Genomic DNA, 19,057 nt, shown 5'->3' with positions numbered 1-19,057 from the left:
GGATCGGACCACCCACGGCTACTTGTGATGCCTGGCGCGGTAGTCGGCGAGGAACCTGGCGATGCGCCCGATCGCCTCGCGCAGGTCGGGTTCGTGCGGCAGGAAGACGATGCGGAAGTGATCGGGCTTGGGCCAGTTGAAGCCGGTGCCCTGTACCAGCATCACCCTTGTGGCCTCCAGCATCTGCAGGAAGAACTGGCGGTCGTCCTTGATCGGGTAGACCTCGGGGTCGAGCCGCGGGAACATGTAGAGCGCCGCCTCGGGCTTGACGCAGGTCACGCCCGGGATGGCGGTGATCAGCTCGTAGGCCAGGTCGCGCTGGCAGCGCAGGCGTCCGCCCTCGCCCACCAGGTCCTTGATGCTCTGGTAGCCGCCCAGCGCCGTCTGGATCGCCCACTGGCCGGGCACATTGGCGCACAGCTTCATGTTGGACAGCATGTTCAGGCCCTCGATGTAGTCCGTGGCGCCGGCCTTGTCTCCCGAAACCACCATCCAGCCCGCGCGGTAGCCGCAGGCCCGGTAGCTCTTGGACAGCGAGTTGAAGGTCAGCGTCAGCACGTCGGTCGACAGGCTGCCCAGCGCGGTATGGCGCACGCCGTCGTACAGCACCTTGTCATAGACCTCGTCGGCCAGGATCACCAGGCCATGCTCGCGCGCGATCGCCACGATCTCTCGCAGCACCTCGTCGGAGTAGACCACGCCCGTCGGATTGTTCGGGTTGATGACCACGATACCCTTGGTGCGCGGCGTGATCCTGGCGCGGATATCATCCAGATTGGGCAGCCAGCCCCTGGCCTCGTCGCAGAGGTAGTGCACGGGCCTGCCGCCCGACAGGCTCGCAACCGCCGTCCACAACGGGTAGTCCGGGGCGGGCAGCAGCAGTTCGTCGCCGTCGTCGAGCAGGGCGTTGGTCGCCATCGCAATCAACTCGGATGCACCATTGCCCAGGTAGATGTCCTCCAGCGTCACTCCCTGGATCCCCTGCACCTGGGTGTAGTGCATGACCGCCTTGCGGGCGCCGAAGATTCCCTTGCTGTCCGAATACCCTGCCGAATTGGGCAGGTTGCGGATCATGTCCTGCTGGACTTCCTCGGGGGCGTCGAACCCGAACACGGCCAGGTTGCCGATGTTGAGCTTGATGAGCTTGTGGCCTTCATCCTCCAACTGCTTGGCCCGATCCATGATGGGGCCGCGGATGTCGTAGAGGACGTTGGCCAGCTTGCTCGATTTTCTTATGGATTTCATGGGCGATCTTCCGTCAAATGGCGGTCATCATAAAGCAGCCAAAGCCCGGCGTACCTTGCCCGCCGCATCCCTCCAGCGCGGCCGACCGGCTTGGCCGGAAAGCAAGCTGTCGCGATCGGCTGCCGCGCCCGGGAAACAGCCATAATCGCCCAGGGAAGCGATGGCGGAGCGGATGGCGAAGACACCCGATGGCAAGCAGGCAGGGGCCATGCGATGGAATGCCCGCATGGCCGTCTCTGCAACCGTGCATCTCCTGCACTCGGCCGCGGTGCTGGCGCTGACGCTGTTCGTCCCGGATCCCGCCGGCCCTTACCTGCGATATGTGTGGGGCCTGGCCGTGTTCTTCAGCGGCATGGCGCTGCTCCTGCTGCTGCGCGTGGGCAGCTATGAAGGCACCACCGACGAGGAAGTCGGGGACCTGATCCGGCGCAGTTACTGGGTGGCGACGCTGCTCTACCTGTGCCTGCTGGCGGCGTCGCTCTACTTCCTCACGCGGAAATAGCCGGGATTCCCCACTCCGGCCTCACGATGTCCCGATTTCAACGCGCGGGCCGGATGCCAGCGTAGACGGCCGCAGCCCCCCGAACTAGCTTGTCGAAACCAATGCGAAAGCCGGCCCGGAGCCGTTGCTTCGACAGAAGGGGGAGACCGTGAGCAGACGCAGCACGAAGACAGGCATGCTGGCCGGAGCGATGCCCTTCGTCCTGTGTCCGGCCCTGATGTTGCCGCTGCCCGCGAGCGCGCAGAAGCCGCAGGAACCCGCCGCTCCGGCAGCCGGCGCATTGGCCGCGGACGAACTCGACGCACTGCTGCTGGAACCCGTGGCGGCCGCCGATGCGCCCGGGAGTGGCGACGTGAAGCCGCAGGCCGCCGCCCAGCCCTACTCCGAGGTCATCCCCGTTCCCGCCGCGCCGCAGGAACCGGCACCCCCCGCGGCAGCGAAACGCGCGCCCTCGCGCCCGGTGCTGGAAGAAATCGTCGTCACCGCCCGGCGTACCGCGGAGAGCCAGCAGGACGTGCCGATCGCGATCTCGGCGATGAGCGCCGACGACCTGCGCCGCGACCAGATCAACAGCCCGCAGGACCTGCAGGGCCGCGTGCCCTCACTGCTGGTCGGCTCCGGCAGCCAGATGCGCAATACCGAGACGCCCACCATTCGCGGACAGGGCGCGCAGTTCGGGGCCAGCGCAGGTGTCGTGGTCTACCTGGGCGAGGTGCCCCTGCCCGCCGATCCGGTGGCCTCCTACCAGGGCGGCGCCGGCAAGTTCTTCGACCTGTCCAACGTCCAGATCCTCAAGGGCTCACAGGGCACGCTGTTCGGCCGCAACACCACCGGCGGCGCCCTGCTGCTGGAACCGCAGAAGCCCCAGGACGAGTTCTCGGCCTCGTTGCGGGCGGGCGTCATGTCGCTGGCGGGCGACGGCAATCTAATGGGCCACTCCTACGAGATGGTGCTCAATACACCGATCATCGAGGACAAGCTGCTCGCCCGCGTCGGTGGACAGGTCTACCAGCGCGATGGCTTCACCCAGGACGTCGTCACCGGCAAGGACTACGACAACAAGAACTACTGGACGGCGCGCCTGGGCCTGCTGTGGCGTCCGACCGAGCGCATCGACAACTACCTGATGGGGTACTACGCCGACAGCGACGACAACGGCACCGCCACCGTGATCGAAAGGATCAACCGGCAGGGTCTCAACCGGGCGATCCCAGGAGCGGTCGGGCTCGGCGTGCTGGCCACGATCATCCCGGGCCTGGACATCACCCAGGTGGCGAACCTGGGCTGCCTGGCGCTGAACTTCTTCGGGCCCTCGAGCAACTGCGGGCAGGACATCGTCGATGAACAGGCCGCGCGCGACGTGCGCCACGTCCAGCTCAGCGGCGATCCTCACGACAGCCTCGAAACCGGCGCGCTGGTCGACAAGTTCAGCTTCGAACTCAACGACCAACTGACGCTGGTCAACATCGCCAGCCACGCCACGCTGAAGCACTCCTACCGCTGGGACCTCGACGGTTCGCGCGCCGCGCTCAACGAGTTCATCAACCCGGACAACATCCCCCAGGCCGACGTGACGACCACGACGGAGGAACTGCAGCTGCAGGGCAAGGCCTTCGACGACAAGCTGGACTTCGTGGTCGGCGGCTACTACGAATCGACCGATGCCTCCGGCCGCATCGTCGCCAAGTCACTGATTTTCGTCGACGTGGACCAGCAGTACGACCAGCGCAAGACCTCCTTCGCCCCCTTCGCCCAGGGGACCTACGATCTCGGCGGACTCGCCGAATCGCTGTCCGGGCTCAACCTGACCGTGGGCGCGCGGCGCACCACCGACAAGACCCAGGTCAGCGCCTCGATCAGCCAGCTGGCCCTGGGGCTGGTGCCCCTGGTCGACAAGGCATTCGATGCCGAGGTCGAGAACACCGAGTGGACCTATACCGCGGGGCTGGACTACAAGTTCGGCACCCAGCTGGTCTACGGCAAGGTCAGCCGCGGTTACAAGACCGGCGGCGTCGCCCCCATCGCCGTGAATCCGGATCACTACACCTTCAAGCCGGAATACGTCACCAACTACGAACTGGGCCAGAAAGCCGACTTCGAGATCGGCGACATGCCGGTCCGCCTCAACGCGGCGGTCTACTACACCGACTACACGGGTCTGCAGAAGGCCGGAATCGACGCCTTTGTCGATCCCGGCAATCCCAGCCCGGTGCCACAGCTGGGCCAGGCGATCTTCAACGTCGGCAGCGCCTGGGTCGCCGGTTTCGAGATGGACCTGACGATCCAGCCCTTCCCCGGCTTCACCTTCCTGGGCACCTACGGCTACACGGAAGCGGAGTACGAGGAGTTCAGCTTCGGTTACAACGGGGCGACGCCGCAGCTCGACTGTACCGGACAGGAAATCTCCAGCGGCGGCACCGTCGACTTCAGCTGCATCCCCTTCCAGGACATCCCGAAGCAGCAGTTCAGCCTGTCCGGACGCTACCTGTTGCCGCTGGACCCGGAGATCGGCGAGGTCGAGGCTTCCATGACCTATGCCTACACCTCGCGCAAATACAGCGGACAGTCGTCTCCGCCCGAGGCCGAACCCGGCGCCTACCTGCCGGCGGTCGGCCTGTGGAATGCCAGCCTGAGCTGGAGCCGCGTCTTCGGCACGGCCCTCAGTGCCCAGCTGTTCGGCACCAACCTCACCAACGAGCTGTACCGCATCTCCAACAGCAACCAGTGGAACCTGACCTACTTCCAGAGCTCGATCTACTCCGAACCCCGGGTCATCGGCCTCAACCTGAGCTATGACTGGTGAATACCGGAGACAAGGCAATGCGTAGAGTCGATGGCGAAATCATCCTGTTCTGGGCGCTGCCCGCACTGGCCCTGAGCTGGATCCTGGTGTTCCTTTTCTTCCCGGGATTCTCTCCGCCGATGTCGCCGACGATGTCGGCGGAAGAGGTCGCGGCGTTCTACCGCGATCCGCAGAACCAGCCGCTGATCCGCTACAGCCTGATCGTGTTCAACTGGTTCGGCGTCGGCATCGTGGCCTTCCTGTCGCTGATCATGATGCAGATGCAGCGGATGGCACATCGCACGCCGATCCTCGCGTACTGCTACCTGGGCTGCTCCACGGGCGGCCCGGTCCTGTTCTTCCTGGCCGACCTGTTCTGGCTGCTGGCTGCATTCCGCCCGGAACGCGATCCCCAGCTGACGCTGCTGTTCAACGACCTGGCCTGGATCTCGTTCACCGGGCAGGTCGGCTTCATGGTGGGCCAATGCGTGTTCCTGGCCCTGGCGATCTTCCTCGACCGCCAGCCCCGGCCGATCTTCCAGAAGTGGGTCGCGCACTTCAACCTGGCCATCGCGACCGCCATCGCCCCGGCCGCCTTCGTCGCCACCACCCTGACCGGGCCATTGGCCTGGGACGGCCTGCTGTCCTTTTGGGTGCGCAACGGCGCCATCGCCCTGTGGCTGGTGGTCATGACGGTAGTGATCGGCAAGAACATCCATCGCCAGCGCAACGAAGCGGTGGCTGCGGCATGAGCGCGGTGGCAAGCGGGCTTGCACCGCCCCGCCCCGGCGGCACCTGGGGCCGGGTGGCCTGGCACTGGCACCACGATCCCAAGATCGAGCTGTGGATCATGTGGTGGGCGATGTTCTGCTTCTACCAGCTGTTCGGCGTGGTCTTCTGCCTGATGACGAAGGTCATGCCGCCGCCGAAGCCCTGGTGGGATCACGCCCGGATCGCCCAATGGTTCGGCGACAACCACGACGGCATCCTCTGGGGATTCGGCATCATCTTCCTGATCTCCGGCATGGTCGCGTCCTGCAATGCGCTGATCGGCTACTCCATGCGGCGCATGTCCGTCAGCCCCGTGTTCGCCCATGCGTACATCGCGATCTACTCCCTCAGCACGCTGCCGGGCATGCTGCTCGCCGCCATCTTCCTGACGGTGGGCGCGATGCGCCCGGACCGCGACCCGGCAATACTCAGCTGGCTCTACGACGCCGCCTTCATGACCTTCGTCGGCACCATGGGCGTGTTCCTGGTCGGCACGGCGGTATGGATGCTCGCCATCCTGCTGGACAGGAACCGCGTGTTCCCCCGCTGGTTCGGCTACATGAACATCTGCAACCTGCTGACCGAGGTCGTGGTGGCCCCGGTGTGGATCTTCCGCGAAGGCCCGTTCTCCTGGAACGGCGTCATCACCTTCTGGGTCGATACGCTGGTGTTCGTGGCGTACACCGCGGCGTTCATCACCCTGTTGCGACGCATGATCCTGCGGGACGACCTGGGCGAAGGGCCCCTGCCCGACCTGCCTGCCGCATCCGCCGCGCGCGCATAGAAGGAACCGCCCATGGCCAACGCCTCAGCCGCCGTGGCTGTCCCTGCCAGCGAAGACAGCGAAGCGGGAAAATCCATTCCCGGAGAGCTGGACATCTGGCTCTTCGTGGGCTTCGAAGTGCTGGTCTTCAGCAGCTACTTCATCGTCTACATGCTGTACCGGAGCTGGAATCCCGAGATCTTCCTGCAATCGCAGCAGCAGCTGAGCCAGAACTTCGGGGTGGTGAACACCGTGATCCTGCTGGTCAGCTCCTGGCTCATCGCGCGGGCCGTCCAGTCGACGCGCGAAAACCAGTATGCCGCCGCGCAGCGGCAGGTCTTCATGACCCTCTCCTGCGGCCTGCTGTTCGTGGGCTCGAAGCTGCTCGAATGGTCCATGAAGATCCGGGAAGGTTTCGAGTTCTCCACGAACCCGTTCTTCACCTTCTACTACTTCCTGACCGGCATCCACATCCTCCACGTCCTCATGGGCTTCATCTTCCTCGGGGTCGTGGCCTACCAGATCCACAGCCCGCTGCGGCGCTCGCGGACGGTCATCGAAGCCGGGGCCATCTACTGGCACATGGTCGACTTTCTGTGGGTGATCATCTTCGCGCTGCTGTACGTCATGAGGTGAGCCATGAGCACGACGACCGACACCAGGATGACAGCCGTATGCTTGGCGCTCAGCGGCGTCACCCTGCTGTCCTGGTGGCTCGGCGCCGGCGACGGGCGGCATGCGTTTTCGCTCGATGCCGGAATTACCTTCGGGGTGCTGCTGATCGCGGCACTCAAGGTGCGGGTGATCGCCTGGGAGTTCATGGAACTCCGGCATGCGCCCCGCCGCATGCGGCGCATCGCCGACACCTGGCTGGCGGCGCTGCTGGTCGTACTGCTGGGCCTCTATTTCCTCGGCTCGCGGGTTCCGTTCTAGGCCTAGGCCGAACCGAGCTGCCGCGAAACCTTCGCTGCGCTCTCGCGCAGGTCGCGGCCGATCCTGGCCAGGGTCTGGTCCTGCAGTTGCTCGCTGATACCCACCACCACCAGGCAGTGGGCCAGCTGACCGCCCACGCCGAAGACCGGTGCCGCCGCCACAGTGACACCGGCCATGTAGTTGCCCTGGTCGATGGCGTAGCCGTTGACGCGGGTTTCGGCCACCTGCGCCTCCCATTCGGACAGCGAGGGCGCGTTGGCCCACCTCAAACCCTTGAACCGGCGACGCAATTCATCGCGGTCGTACTCGCCGAAGGCGGCGATGCAGCGGCCGCTCGCGCTGATCGTCGCCGGGAAGCGGCTGCCGATCTGCGTGTGGAGCTGGATCATGGTTTCCGAGCGCGCCATGGCGACGACGATCATGTGCTCCAGGCCGACGACCTGGACACCGATGGCCGTGACGCCGTAGTCCCGGGTGATGCGGTCCAGTGCCGGCTGCACGATATCGGAGAAGCGGTTCTGGCCCAGCCACTGGCGCGCCAGCGTCAGCACCCCGGCGTTGAGCGAGTAGAGCTTGGTGACGGGGTCGAAACTGACGAACTCCTCCGCCACCAGGGTCCGCAGGATATGCAGGCAGGTGCTGGGCACGATGTTCAGGGAGCGCGCGATGAACTGCACGCCGACCTGTTCGGAGGAGCGGCCGAGCAGCCGGAGAATTGCTGCAGCGCGGGATACCGCCGGCACCGTGCTGCGTTCCAATGCAGTGTCCAGCGCCACGGCATGGGCACTTTTTGCGTTTGAATTCTTGGGCTTTGCCGCCATGGCTCGTCGGAATATGACCGGGTGCGCCAATGATATGGCCAATCGGCCTGCCATACCGGTGGCGATCGGGTTTTTTTGCCTTTGCCCGCCCCGCTCCCGCAGGCCTGGTTTCGGGCGGGCGATTCTCTTCCGCGGCGCCGTTGTGCCGCAGCCTGAAAACTGCATCCCGCAGGGTTTCCCTCGAGTGGAATTGTACAGCGTTGTTGACTAGTAGCGTCTCGCCGGGATAAGGTCTGCGGAGAATTTAGGGGCGGCTTCCGATCGGGTCCGGAAAGCTGCGCGCAGATCCCACGAAGTCGGTTGAAGGCATTCATGAATCAAAGCCTGGATTTTGATGGCCGCATCGTCGTGGTATCCGGCGCGGCGGGCGGCGGCATCGGCACGACCCTGACGCGCATGCTCGCCGAGGCGGGCGCGACGGTGATCGGCGTCAGCCGCTCGCAGGCCAACATCGACAAGTACCTGGCGCCCATGACGGCGCAGGGTCTCAAGGTAGTGCCCCTGGCGGCGGATGCCGCGACCGACGAGGGCGTTACCGCCACCATGGAACAGGTGCGCCGCGCCAAGGGCCAGCTGCACGGCCTGGTCAACGTCGCCGGTGGCGCTGCTCCGGCAACCTGGATGAGTTCCACCCGCGTGAACCGCTCCGACTGGCGAGCGCTGTTTTCACAGAACCTGGAAACGATGTTCTTCATGAGCCAGGCCGTTGCCGCGGAGCTGAAGTCCCAGGGCCGGCCGGGTTCGATCGTCTCGATCTCCTCGATCAGCGGCATGAACACGGCGCCCTTCCACGTCGCCTACGGCGCGGCCAAGGCGGCCGTGGTCGCGGTGACCCGCACGATGGCGGCCGAACTGGCGCAGGACAACATCCGCGTCAACGCCATTGCCCCCGGCCCGACCGAGACGCCGGCCTCGGCGGCCTATATCGACAAGGACGAGGAACGCGACCGCCGCGCCATCGCCATGGGCCGCCGCGGCCGCCCCGAAGAGCAGGCGGGCACCATCATGTTCCTGCTGTCGGACCTTTCAAGCTATGTCACCGGCCAGACCATCCTGGTAGACGGCGGCCTGAACCTGAAGTGGACCCACCTGGGCGCCGACAATACCTCGCTCTTCCTCAAGGACGAGTCCTTCCGCGCCGCGATCAAGCGCTGAGCCAGGACCGGAGGACGTCATGAACAAAGCTGAAGGCATGGCGACAAGGTCCGCAGCCGATCTGGCCGAGCCGGTCACGATCGGTGCCGAGGCCTATACCTCCCAGGCCTACGCCCGCGCCGAGCGCGACAAGCTGTGGCGCAAGGTGTGGCAGCAGGTCGGACGCATCGAGGAAATCCCCGAGGTGGGCAACTATCTCACCTACGAGATCCTCGACGATTCGATCATCGTCGTGCGCACGGCGGCGGACCGGATCAAGGCCTACCACAACGTCTGCCCGCATCGCGGCCGCCGGCTGGTGGACGTGCCGGAAGGCGCCAAGCAGGGCTGCGGCCACAGGAAGATGTTCGTCTGCGGCTTCCACGGCTGGCGCTTCAACCTGGAAGGCGAGAACACGCATGTGCTGCACAAGGACGACTGGCAAGGCGCCCTGACGGCGGAGAACACGCAGCTGGGCGAAGTCAGCGTCGACACCTGGGGCGGGTGGGTCTGGATCAACATGGACCCGGGCTGCGAACCGCTGCGCGACTACCTCGAACCGGCCGCTGGCCTGCTCGATCCCTTCGAGCTGCAGAACATGCGCTACCGCTGGCGCAAGTGGGGCATCTTCGACTGCAACTGGAAGGTCGCCATGGAGGCCTTCAACGAGACCTACCACGTCCAGACCACGCATCCGGAATTCAACAAGTACGGCGAGTTCCGCGGCTGGGCGCGGGTACAGGGCAAGCACAGCAACATCGGCTACGAGGCGCCCAGGAACATGGACGCCAACCAGTCGGCAAAGCTGCGCGTGAGCACCCATGCGGACCCGCGTCTTTCGACGGCAGAGATGCAGCTCTACACCTGGGAAAAAGCCAACACCAACACCACGCAGACGCTGGTCGATGCCGCGCTGCGCCTGGCGGACGAACTGCCGGAGGGCACGCCGGCCGGTGAGGTGCTGCAGCACTGGCTGGCCTCCGCCCGCCGCGACGACGAGGCCCGCGGCGTGGTCTGGCCGACGGTCGATCCGGCGCATGTCGGCAAGAGCGGCACGGCCTGGCAGATCTTCCCCAATTTCCAGATCGGGCACGCGGTCAACAACGCCCTGTGCTACAGCGCCCGTCCCTACGGCGACGATCCCGACAAGTGCATCTTCGAAGCCGCGGTCTACGAGCTCTTCCCGAAGGGACAGGAGCCTAGGACCGAATGGGTCTTCTCGCCGGCGACCGAAGAAGCCTGGTGCTATGTCCTGGGCCAGGACTTCTCGAACATGGCTGCAGTGCAGAAGGGCATGAAGTCCGCCGGCTTCCGCGGCACCAAGCCCAATCCCTACATGGAACGCAGCACCGCCAACCTGCACCACAACCTGGCGGCCTACATGGGTACCGGCGAGCCGCGACCGCTCAAATGAGCGCGGCAACGCCAGGCAACACACGAACGACAGAACACCCCGAAAGAATACTCGGAGATTTTCGATGACACTGAAGACCAACGACCTCACCCCGCGCATCGGCACCGAAATCCTCGCCGACAAGCAGGCCCTGCTGAGCGGCGAACATGCCGCGAAGATCCGCGAACTGCTCGAGCAGCGCGGCGTGCTGGTCTTTCCGCAGGTGAACTTCACCGACGAGGAGCAGGTCGCCTTCACCAATACGCTCGGCACTTTCGCCCCCGAGCATGACGGCGAGATCATCTACAAGGTCACGCTCGACACCAAGGTCAATGCCAAGGCCGACTACCTCAGGGGCTCCTGGTACTGGCACATCGACGGGACCATGAACAAGGTGCCGATCCTCGCCTCGATCCTGTCGGCCAAGGTGCTGTCGCCGACCGGTGGCGATACCGACTTCTGCAACACCTACGCCGCCTACGACGACCTGTCCGACGAGGGCAAGGCCGAGATCGAGACCTTGCGCGTGATGCACTCGGCCTGGAACACCCTGTTCTACTACGACCCGGAGCCGGATCCGCGCCTGCTGCGCGGCATGATGGCGATCGGCGACCAGGAACTGCCGCTGGTGTGGAAGCACCGCTCCGGCCGCAAGTCGCTGGTCATCGGCGCCACCGCGCGCCATGTCATCGGCATGGAAGACAAGAAGAGCTGCGAGCTGCTGGTGCGCCTGCGCGACTGGGCGACGCAGCCGCAGTTCTCGTACCGGCACAAGTGGACGGTGGGCGACACCGTGATCTGGGACAACACCGGCACGATGCACCGCGCCACCCCCTACGACCCCAACGCCGGCCGCCGCCTGCACCGGACCAAGCTGCAGGGCGAAGAAGCCTTCTCCTGATGCTCATTCGGCGACAAGCCAGGCAGGGGAGCAGGCATGAACATCCATAACGGAACTGCGTCGGAATGGCGGGGCTACTGGTATCTGCCGTTCGTGGCCGCGCTCGGCTACGCGACGTCCGTCATCCATGTCTACTCGATCGGCCCGTTCATCGCACCGCTGCATGCGGAGTTCGGCTGGTCGCGCGGGCAGATCGCGCTCGGACTCACCATCGCCAGCTTCGTCAGCGCGGTGTTCTGCATCCCGGTGGGCATGCTGGTGGACCGCATCGGCCCGCGCCGCATCGGCCTGGTCGGCGTGCTCCTGATGACCGGCAGCTATGCCCTGCTCGGCACCGCTACCGGCAGCATGCTGAACTGGGCCCTGCTGTGGGTGGCCATCGCGCTCGGCACCCTGTGGGTGCAGGCCACGGTCTGGACCAGTGCCGTCAACAGCCGCTTCGAGAAATCGCGCGGCCTGGCGCTGGCGATCACGCTGTCGGGGGCCTCGCTCAGCGCGGCGCTGTTCCCGGTCCTCGCAACCTGGCTGATCGGGGCCTACGGCTGGCGCAATGCCTTCGCCGCGCAGGGCGGCATCTGGATCGCCATCGTCTTCCCTGCCCTGTTCCTGTTCTTCCGCGGTGCCCGCGACCCGCGCGGCGCGGCGCTGGCCGCGCCAGTGGCGGCCAGGGCATCGACCGGCATGAGCCTCGCAGAAGGCCTGCGCTCGCCGAAGCTGTACAAGCTGCTGCTCGCGGCCGGCCTGTTCTCCTTCACCACCATCGGCGGACTGGTGCACTTCGTGCCGATCCTCACCGACCGCGGCGCGACGCCGATGGCGGCCGCCGGCATCGCCTCCCTGATCGGGGTGTTCTCGATCGTCGGTCGGCTCGGCACCGGCCTGCTGCTGGACCGTTTCGCGGCGCACAAGGTCGGCGCGATCGCCTTCATGCTGCCGATCGTCGGTTGCGCCCTGCTGCTGGGCAGCGGCAGCAACCCGCTGAGCCAGGCCATGGCCGCCGCCTGCTTCGGCCTGACCGTGGGCGCGGAGGTCGACGTCATCGCCTATCTCGCAGCCCGGCATTTCGGCCTTAAGAACTTCGGCGGCCTCTACGGCGCCATGGTGATGGCCTTGTCCCTGGGCACGTCCTTCGGGCCGCTCACGGCCGGCATCATCTTCGACAACTCCGGCAGCTACACGCCTTTCCTGCTGCTGATCACAGGCCTGCTGACGGTGAGCGCGATCGCGCTCCTCAGCCTGGGGGCCGCGCCGCAGCCGGCAGCCCAGCCGGTAGCGGCGGCCTGAAGGCCTGCACCCCACACCGAACAACGACCCCATGACCCGCACCCCCTCCAAGTGCCCGCCGACGCAGACGCCCGGGAACATCGACATCCCGGCCTTGCGCGAGAAATACCGCGAAGAGCGCGAAAAGCGCTTCCGCAGCGAGGGGCAGAAACAGTACTTCCGGCCCAAGTCAGGCGTATTGGCGGAGCAGCTGGCCGATCCCTACAAGCCGGTCCTGCCGCGCGCAGCGATCTCCGAGGAGATCGACGTCGCGGTGCTGGGGGGCGGCTTCACCGGCATCCTCGCCTCGGTACAGCTGAGGAAGGCCGGCGTCACCCGCTTCCGCAACATCGAGCAGGCCGGCGACTTCGGCGGGGTCTGGTACTGGAACCGCTATCCCGGCATCCAGTGCGACAACGAGTCCTATTGCTACCTGCCGCTGCTGGAGGAGACCGGCTTTGTCCCGAGCAAGCGCTTCTCCGACGGCACCGAGATCCAGGGGCACTGCGTCCGCATCGCCAGGCAGTTCGGCCTCTACGACGGCGCGCTGTTCCATACCCAGGTCAAGTCGCTGCGCTGGGACGAGTCGATCAAGCGCTGGCATGTCTCCACGGACCGCGGCGACGAGATTCGCGCGCGCTTCGTCATCATGGCCGGCGGCCCGCTCAACCGGCCGAAGCTGCCGGGCATCCCGGGCCTGCAGGACTTCAAGGGCCAGGTGTTCCACTCGGCGCGCTGGGACTACGGCACCACCGGCGGCAGCTGGGAAAGCCCGGTACTCGACAAGCTGACCGACAAGCGTGTGGCGGTGGTCGGCACCGGCGCGACCGCGATCCAGATCGTGCCCTACCTCGGCAAGTACGCCAGGGAAGTCTACGTGCTGCAGCGCACGCCGCCGAGCGTCGATGCGCGGCCGAATCCGCCCACCGATCCGGATTGGGTGAAGACCCTGCAGCCGGGCTGGCAGAAGCAGCGCCAGGAGAACTTCCATCGCGGCGCGATGGAAGGCTTCCACCCCGGCGACAGCGACCTGGTCTGCGATTTCTGGACCGAGATCAACCGCAACGTCGCCGCGAAGCTGGCGGCGCAGGGCTGGCCGGCGATCACGCCGGAAACCTTCATGGCGATGCGCGAGGACGAGGACTTCCATGTCATGGAACGCTTCCGCCGGCGCATCGACGAAATCGTGCAGGACAAGGCCACCGCGGAGCTGCTCAAGCCCTGGTTCCGCTTCCACTGCAAGCGTCCGCTGTCCAGCGACAGCTACTACCCGACCTTCAACCGTCCCAACGTCCACCTGATCGACGTGTCCGCGACCAAGGGCGTCGAGCGCCTTACGGAGCACGGCTTCGTGCACGAGGGCAAGGAATATCCGATCGACCTGCTGATCTGCGCCAGCGGTTTCGAGGTCACCAGCGACCTCGACCTGCGCTGGGGCATCGACGAGATCCAAGGGCGCGACCAGCAGTCGCTCTACGACTACTGGGCCGACGGCTACAAGACCCTGCATGGCGTGGTCGCGCGCGGCTTCCCCAACCAGTTCTTCACCGGCTACATCCAGGGCGGCCTATACGCCACGACGGTGGAACAGTTCAACCGCCAGGGCCATCACATCGCCCACATCATCAGCGAGGCCCTGAAGCAAGGCATCTCGGCGGTGGAGCCGACGCAGCAGGCCCAGGACGCCTGGGTGCAGGTCATGGCGCCCTCCACGGCCTTCTCGCAGTACATGCAGAGCGAGTGCCCGCCGAGCTACCTGAACAACGAATCCGGCAAGTTCCGCTACTACCTGGGCGAGTTCTATCTGGCCGGCTTCACCGCCTTCGAGCAGCTGCTGCAGGACTGGCGCGGTCAGGGCGCCTTCGAAGGCATGGAACTCGATCGCGGCATCACGCCCACCCGCAAGGCAGGCTGAAGGAGAACCCCATGAGCAAGTTCAGAGTCGAGGATCTGGCGGAACCGCTGAGCTTCCCGGTGGAGGCCTACCTCTCCCGGGAGTATGCCCAGGCCGAGAACGACCGACTCTGGGCCAAGGCCTGGCAACACACCGGCCGCGTCGAGGAAATCCCCAACGTCGGCAGCTTCATCACCTACAACGTCGGTGTCGAGTCGATCATCATCATTCGCACCGCCACCGACAAGATCAAAGCCTACCACAACGTCTGCTCGCACCGCGGCCGCCAGCTGGTCGACACGCCGCCGGAAGCGCACAGCGCCTGCGGCACGCGCAAGCAATTCGTCTGCGGCTTCCATGCCTGGCGCTACGACCTCGACGGCCAATGCACTTTCAAGCTCGACGAGAACGACTGGAAGGGCAAGCTGACCGCGGAGCGCACCCAGCTCACCGAGGTCAAGGTCGATACCTGGGGCGGCTGGCTGTTCATCAACATGGACCCGGACTGCATGCCCTTGCGCGAGTTCCTGGAACCGATGGCCGGCAAGCTCGATCCGTTCTCGTTCGGGAAGATGCGCTACAAGTGGCGCCAGTGGGTGATCTTCGACTGCAACTGGAAGACCGCGATCGAAGCCTTCATGGAGCCCTACCACGTCGAGGGCACGCACACCCAGTTGCTCAAGTACGGCCAGTACTACGCCTACAGCAAGGCCCATGGCCGTCACGGCGTCAGCGGCTTCGACGAGCGCGACTCCAAGATGAAGATGAAGGAGAGCAGCACGATCACCCGTGCCGGCCTCGGCGCCGACGCGCGCGTCTCCACCTACGAGCTGCAGAACGAGATCTACACCACGGTCAACAAGGCCAGCACCACCGAGACGCTGGTGAACGCCGCCCGGCGCCTGGTGGACGAATTGCCCGAGGGCACGCCGCCGGCCGAGGTCATCAAGCACTGGCTGGCCTCGGCGAAGGCCGACGACGCCAGGCGCGGCGTGGACTGGCCGACCATCACCCCGGACCAGATGTCCGAGGCCGGCCTGGCCTGGAGCGTGTTCCCGAACATGTCGATCCTGCAGGGCATCACCTTCGCCCTGTGCTACCGCGCCCGCCCCTGGGGCGACGACCCGAACAAATGCGTGTTCGAGTCCTATGCCATCGAGCGCTACCCGGAAGGCCAGGAGCCGAAGACCGAGTGGGTCTACGCCGAGCCCACCGGAGAGCAGTGGGGCAAGGTGCTGGCACAGGACTTCTCGAACATGGCGGCGGTGCAGCGCGGCATGAAGTCCCGCGCCTTCCGCGGCACGCTGCCCAATCCGCACCAGGAACGGAAGGTCACGAACTTCCACCGCAATCTCGTCGAATACATGGGTGCCGGCTACCTGACGCTGCTCAAGTAGCCCTCATCCGAACCACCAACACATCAGACATAGCAAAGAGAAACGAACATGGGTGTCAAAGTCTACGAGCGAATCCTCGACCTCTTCGAGGCCGAAGGCATCAACACCGTCTTCGGCATCCCGGATCCCAACTTCGTTCATCTGTTCGTCGCGGCCGAAAAGCGCGGCTGGAATGTCGTCACCCCGCACCACGAACTCTCCGCCGGCTTCATGGCGGAAGGCTACGCCCGCATGACCGGCAAGCCGGCGCTGTGCATTGCCACGCTGGGCCCGGGCGTCGCCCTGGCCTCCGGCTCGATGATGACGTCGCTGGTCGAAAACACCCCGGTCATCTACATCGGCGGCCAGCGTGCCCGTATCACGGAGCAGCGCGTACGCCGTGGCCGCATCCAGTTCATCCAGCAGGAGGCCCTGTTCGAGAACTCGGTGAAGTGGAGCGCCAGCATCGAGTACGCCGACCAGACCGACGAAATCATTCGCCACGCCCTGCGCGTCTGCCAGTCCGGCACGCCGGGCCCGGTCTACATCGAGTATCCGTCGCACATCATCCAGCAGGAGCTGGAAGTGCCTCCGGCGCTGCCGCCGTCGTCCTACCGCCTGGTCGAACCGGGTGCGGACGGCATCATGGTGGCCAAGGCCGCTGAGCTGATCAGGAACGCCGAGTGCCCGGTGCTGCTGGTCGGCCACGCGGTGCAGTGCACCCGCGCCGGCCAGAAGGTGAAGGAGCTGGCCGAGCTGATGGGCTGCCCGATCCTGCAGACCTCCGGTGGTACCGCCTTCATCGAGGGCGTCGAGGATCGCACCTTCCCGTATCTGTTCTCCGAGGTGGGTGACGACATCGTCGCCAAGTCCGACGTCGTCGTCGCCATCGGCACCGAAATCGGCGAGCCGCTGCATTATGGCCGTGGCCACCTGTGGGCCAAGGGCAAGACCGATCGCAAGTGGATCTATGTCGAGCTGGACCCGGAAGCGATCGGCCAGAACCGTCCGATCGACGTGCCGCTGGTGGGCGACCTGCGCACCGTCGTGCCGCAGCTCTCGGCTGCGCTGAAGGCCACCCCGCGCCAGGAGCACCCGGACCTGCAGCGCTGGATCAAGGAAGACAAGGAGCGCCTGCAGGCGCTGGCCCAGCAGGACTTCAAGACCGACAGCGGCCGCGTCCACACCGGCCAGTGGGTCGTCGAGGCCACCAGGGCCATGCCGAAGAACGCGATCCACGCGCGCGACGGCGGTTGCACCGTGGTCTTCACCTGGACCTACCTGCAGGCGAAGCCGCACGACGTGGTCTGGAACCAGAACTTCGGCTGCCTGGGTACCGGTCTCGGCTACGCCATCGGCGCCTCGATCGCGGACGGCGGCAAGCGTCCGGTCCTGCTGACCACCAGCGATTCCTCGTTCCTGTACCACATCGGTGACCTGGAAGTGGTCCAGCGCTTCAAGCTGCCGATGGTCATCGTCGTTGCCGTGGACAACGCCTGGGGCCTGGAAGTCGGCGTCTACAAGCGCACCTTCGGCCACGGCAACAGCACCGAGCCGGGCGTGCACTGGAGCAAGAACGTGCGCTTCGACCAGATCGCCAAGGGCCTCGGCTGCGAAGGCGTCTACGTCGACAAGGGCGAAGACCTGGGCGCAGCGGTGACCGCGGCATTCGCAAGCGGCAAGCCGACCGTCATCCACGTGCCGATCGACCCGGTCATCAACCACGGCGGCAACCAGAACCTGGACACGCCGAACTACGCCCGGTTCCGCACCTGGTATGCCGAAGGTCAGCAGTAAGACCCAATAACCCGTAGCCGGAGCCCGACATGCGCGAGTACCTGAAGTTCTACATCGACGGAAAGTGGGTCAACCCGCTGGAGCCGAAAACCTCGGAAGTCATCAACCCGGCGACCGAGCAGGTCTCGGGCCGCATCGCCATGGGCTCCGCCGCGGATGCGGACCTGGCGGTGAAGGCCGCGCGCAAGGCCTTCACCCGCTGGTCGCAGAGCAGCCGCAAGGAGCGCCTGGAGCTGATGCAGGCGATCCAGGCCGAGTACGACCGGCGCCAGGCCGAAATCGGCGCGGCGATCACCGAGGAGATGGGCGCACCCGCGGCGCTGGGCGGCGGCTTCCACGTGCAGCTCGGCGCCGGCCACCTGGCCACGGCGATCGAGATCCTCAAGGACTTCAAGTTCGAGGAACTGCGCGGCAACACGCTGCTGACCAGGGACCCGATCGGCGTCTGCGCGCTGATCACGCCCTGGAACTGGCCGATGAACCAGATCGCCGTAAAGGTGTTCCCGGCGCTGGCGACCGGCTGCACGATGATCCTCAAGCCGCCCCAGCTGGCGCCCTACTCGGCGCAGCTCTTCGCCGAGGTGCTGCATGCCGCCGGCGTTCCGGCCGGCGTGTTCAACATGGTCCAGGGCAGCGGCTCGGTCGTGGGCACGGCGCTGTCGGGCCACCCGGAGGTGGACATGGTGTCCTTCACCGGCTCCGAGTTCGCCGGCGTGGAGATCGCGAAGAATTCCGCGCCTTCGGTCAAGCGCGTCTGCCAGGAACTGGGCGGCAAGAGCGCCTTCATCGTGCTCGATGACGCGGCGATGGCGGCGAACGTGGCCGGCGCCACCAGCGGCATGATGATCAACTCCGGCCAGACCTGCAGCGCCGGCTCGCGCCTGCTGGTGCCCAAGGCGCGCATGGCCGAGGCCATCGAGGCCGCACGCAAGGCCGCCGCCGATGTCACGGTGGGCGACCCCGGCGGCAATTTCGTCATGGGCCCGGTGGTCTCCAAGAGCCAGTACAACGAAATCCAGCGCTACATCCAGATCGGCATCGACGAGGGCGCCACGCTGGTCGCGGGCGGCACGGATCGCCCGGCGGGACTGAGCAAGGGCTGGTACGTGAAGCCCACGGTTTTCGCCAACGTGCGCAACGACATGAAGATCGGCCGCGAGGAGGTCTTCGGGCCGGTGCTCTGCATCATCGGCTACGACGACATCGACCACGCCATCGAGATCGCCAACGATTCCGAGTTCGGCCTGGCCGGCTACGTCAACGGTGCCGACCCGGAAGCCTGCAATGCCGTGGCGCGCCGCATGCGCACCGGCTGGATCTCGATCAACGGCGGTTTCGACTTCAACGCACCCTTCGGCGGCATCAAGAAAAGCGGCAACGGTCGCGAGTGGGGCGAGTTCGGTTTCCATGAATACCTGGAAACCAAGTCGCTGCTGGGCTTCGTGCCCGCAGCGCCGCAGCAGTAAGCAGTCGATTCAGTCC

The 19,057-nt window shown here is 65.8% G+C and carries 16 protein-coding genes; 14 read left to right on the top strand and 2 right to left on the bottom strand.

Annotation, left to right across the window (positions count from 1 at the left end; genetic code table 11):
* Nucleotides 1-18: 18 nt before the first annotated feature.
* Nucleotides 19-1,245: a pyridoxal phosphate-dependent aminotransferase gene (locus D0B54_RS07565; protein WP_117290702.1), complete on the bottom strand. Its 1,227-nt coding sequence runs from the start codon at nucleotides 1,243-1,245 to the stop codon at nucleotides 19-21.
* A gap of 226 nt (nucleotides 1,246-1,471) precedes the next feature.
* On the opposite strand from D0B54_RS07565, the gene D0B54_RS07560 reads away from it, so the two are divergent.
* From D0B54_RS07560 to D0B54_RS07535, 6 genes are all read left to right on the top strand, one after another.
* The gene (locus tag D0B54_RS07560) at nucleotides 1,472-1,747 is read left to right on the top strand and encodes a hypothetical protein (RefSeq protein WP_117290700.1); all 276 of its coding nucleotides are present in this window, start codon (nucleotides 1,472-1,474) and stop codon (nucleotides 1,745-1,747) included.
* Between the two features lie 148 nt (nucleotides 1,748-1,895).
* Nucleotides 1,896-4,550 (top strand): TonB-dependent receptor, encoded by a 2,655-nt coding sequence (locus D0B54_RS07555; protein ID WP_162932285.1) that lies wholly within the window; start codon nucleotides 1,896-1,898, stop codon nucleotides 4,548-4,550.
* A gap of 17 nt (nucleotides 4,551-4,567) precedes the next feature.
* Nucleotides 4,568-5,281: a hypothetical protein gene (locus D0B54_RS07550; protein ID WP_117290696.1), complete on the top strand. Its 714-nt coding sequence runs from the start codon at nucleotides 4,568-4,570 to the stop codon at nucleotides 5,279-5,281.
* On the top strand, nucleotides 5,278-6,084 hold the full coding sequence (locus D0B54_RS07545) for a hypothetical protein (RefSeq protein WP_117290694.1): 807 nt from the start codon (nucleotides 5,278-5,280) through the stop codon (nucleotides 6,082-6,084). Before D0B54_RS07550 ends, D0B54_RS07545 begins: the two co-directional genes overlap by 4 nt.
* A 12-nt stretch (nucleotides 6,085-6,096) precedes the next feature.
* The gene (locus D0B54_RS07540) at nucleotides 6,097-6,699 is read left to right on the top strand and encodes a cytochrome c oxidase subunit 3 (RefSeq protein ID WP_117290692.1); all 603 of its coding nucleotides are present in this window, start codon (nucleotides 6,097-6,099) and stop codon (nucleotides 6,697-6,699) included.
* A 3-nt stretch (nucleotides 6,700-6,702) separates the two neighbouring features.
* Nucleotides 6,703-6,996: a cytochrome C oxidase subunit IV family protein gene (locus D0B54_RS07535; protein WP_117290690.1), complete on the top strand. Its 294-nt coding sequence runs from the start codon at nucleotides 6,703-6,705 to the stop codon at nucleotides 6,994-6,996.
* Between the two features lie 2 nt (nucleotides 6,997-6,998).
* Here the strand turns inward: D0B54_RS07535 and D0B54_RS07530 are convergent, their stop codons facing one another.
* Nucleotides 6,999-7,754: an IclR family transcriptional regulator gene (locus D0B54_RS07530; protein WP_205527299.1), complete on the bottom strand. Its 756-nt coding sequence runs from the start codon at nucleotides 7,752-7,754 to the stop codon at nucleotides 6,999-7,001.
* Between the two features lie 375 nt (nucleotides 7,755-8,129).
* Between D0B54_RS07530 and D0B54_RS07525 the strand changes: the two genes are divergently transcribed.
* From D0B54_RS07525 to D0B54_RS07490, 8 genes are all read left to right on the top strand, one after another.
* Entirely contained in the window at nucleotides 8,130-8,972 is an 843-nt protein-coding gene (locus tag D0B54_RS07525; RefSeq protein ID WP_117295094.1) for an SDR family NAD(P)-dependent oxidoreductase, read from the top strand.
* 19 nt (nucleotides 8,973-8,991) lie between these two features.
* A complete protein-coding gene (locus D0B54_RS07520) occupies nucleotides 8,992-10,365 on the top strand; it encodes an aromatic ring-hydroxylating oxygenase subunit alpha (protein WP_205527298.1) in 1,374 nt (457 codons plus the stop codon).
* A gap of 64 nt (nucleotides 10,366-10,429) precedes the next feature.
* On the top strand, nucleotides 10,430-11,245 hold the full coding sequence (locus D0B54_RS07515) for a TauD/TfdA dioxygenase family protein (protein ID WP_117290687.1): 816 nt from the start codon (nucleotides 10,430-10,432) through the stop codon (nucleotides 11,243-11,245).
* A gap of 36 nt (nucleotides 11,246-11,281) precedes the next feature.
* Nucleotides 11,282-12,529 carry an MFS transporter gene (locus tag D0B54_RS07510; protein WP_117290685.1) on the top strand — a complete coding sequence of 416 codons (1,248 nt, stop codon included), beginning with the start codon at nucleotides 11,282-11,284 and terminating at the stop codon, nucleotides 12,527-12,529.
* A 31-nt stretch (nucleotides 12,530-12,560) separates the two neighbouring features.
* Nucleotides 12,561-14,423: a flavin-containing monooxygenase gene (locus D0B54_RS07505; RefSeq protein ID WP_117290683.1), complete on the top strand. Its 1,863-nt coding sequence runs from the start codon at nucleotides 12,561-12,563 to the stop codon at nucleotides 14,421-14,423.
* A gap of 11 nt (nucleotides 14,424-14,434) precedes the next feature.
* The gene (locus D0B54_RS07500) at nucleotides 14,435-15,799 is read left to right on the top strand and encodes an aromatic ring-hydroxylating oxygenase subunit alpha (RefSeq protein ID WP_117290681.1); all 1,365 of its coding nucleotides are present in this window, start codon (nucleotides 14,435-14,437) and stop codon (nucleotides 15,797-15,799) included.
* A 48-nt stretch (nucleotides 15,800-15,847) separates the two neighbouring features.
* A complete protein-coding gene (locus D0B54_RS07495; RefSeq protein WP_117290679.1) occupies nucleotides 15,848-17,575 on the top strand; it encodes a thiamine pyrophosphate-binding protein in 1,728 nt (575 codons plus the stop codon).
* 29 nt (nucleotides 17,576-17,604) lie between these two features.
* Nucleotides 17,605-19,041 (top strand): aldehyde dehydrogenase family protein, encoded by a 1,437-nt coding sequence (locus D0B54_RS07490; protein ID WP_117290677.1) that lies wholly within the window; start codon nucleotides 17,605-17,607, stop codon nucleotides 19,039-19,041.
* The last annotated feature ends 16 nt before the right edge of the window (nucleotides 19,042-19,057 follow it).

It is taken from the genome of Solimonas sp. K1W22B-7 (genome assembly GCF_003428335.1).
Taxonomy (GTDB): domain Bacteria; phylum Pseudomonadota; class Gammaproteobacteria; order Nevskiales; family Nevskiaceae; genus Solimonas_A.
The sequence above is the reverse complement of the archived record's forward strand: the minus strand, read 5'-3'. Positions and strand labels throughout refer to the sequence as shown.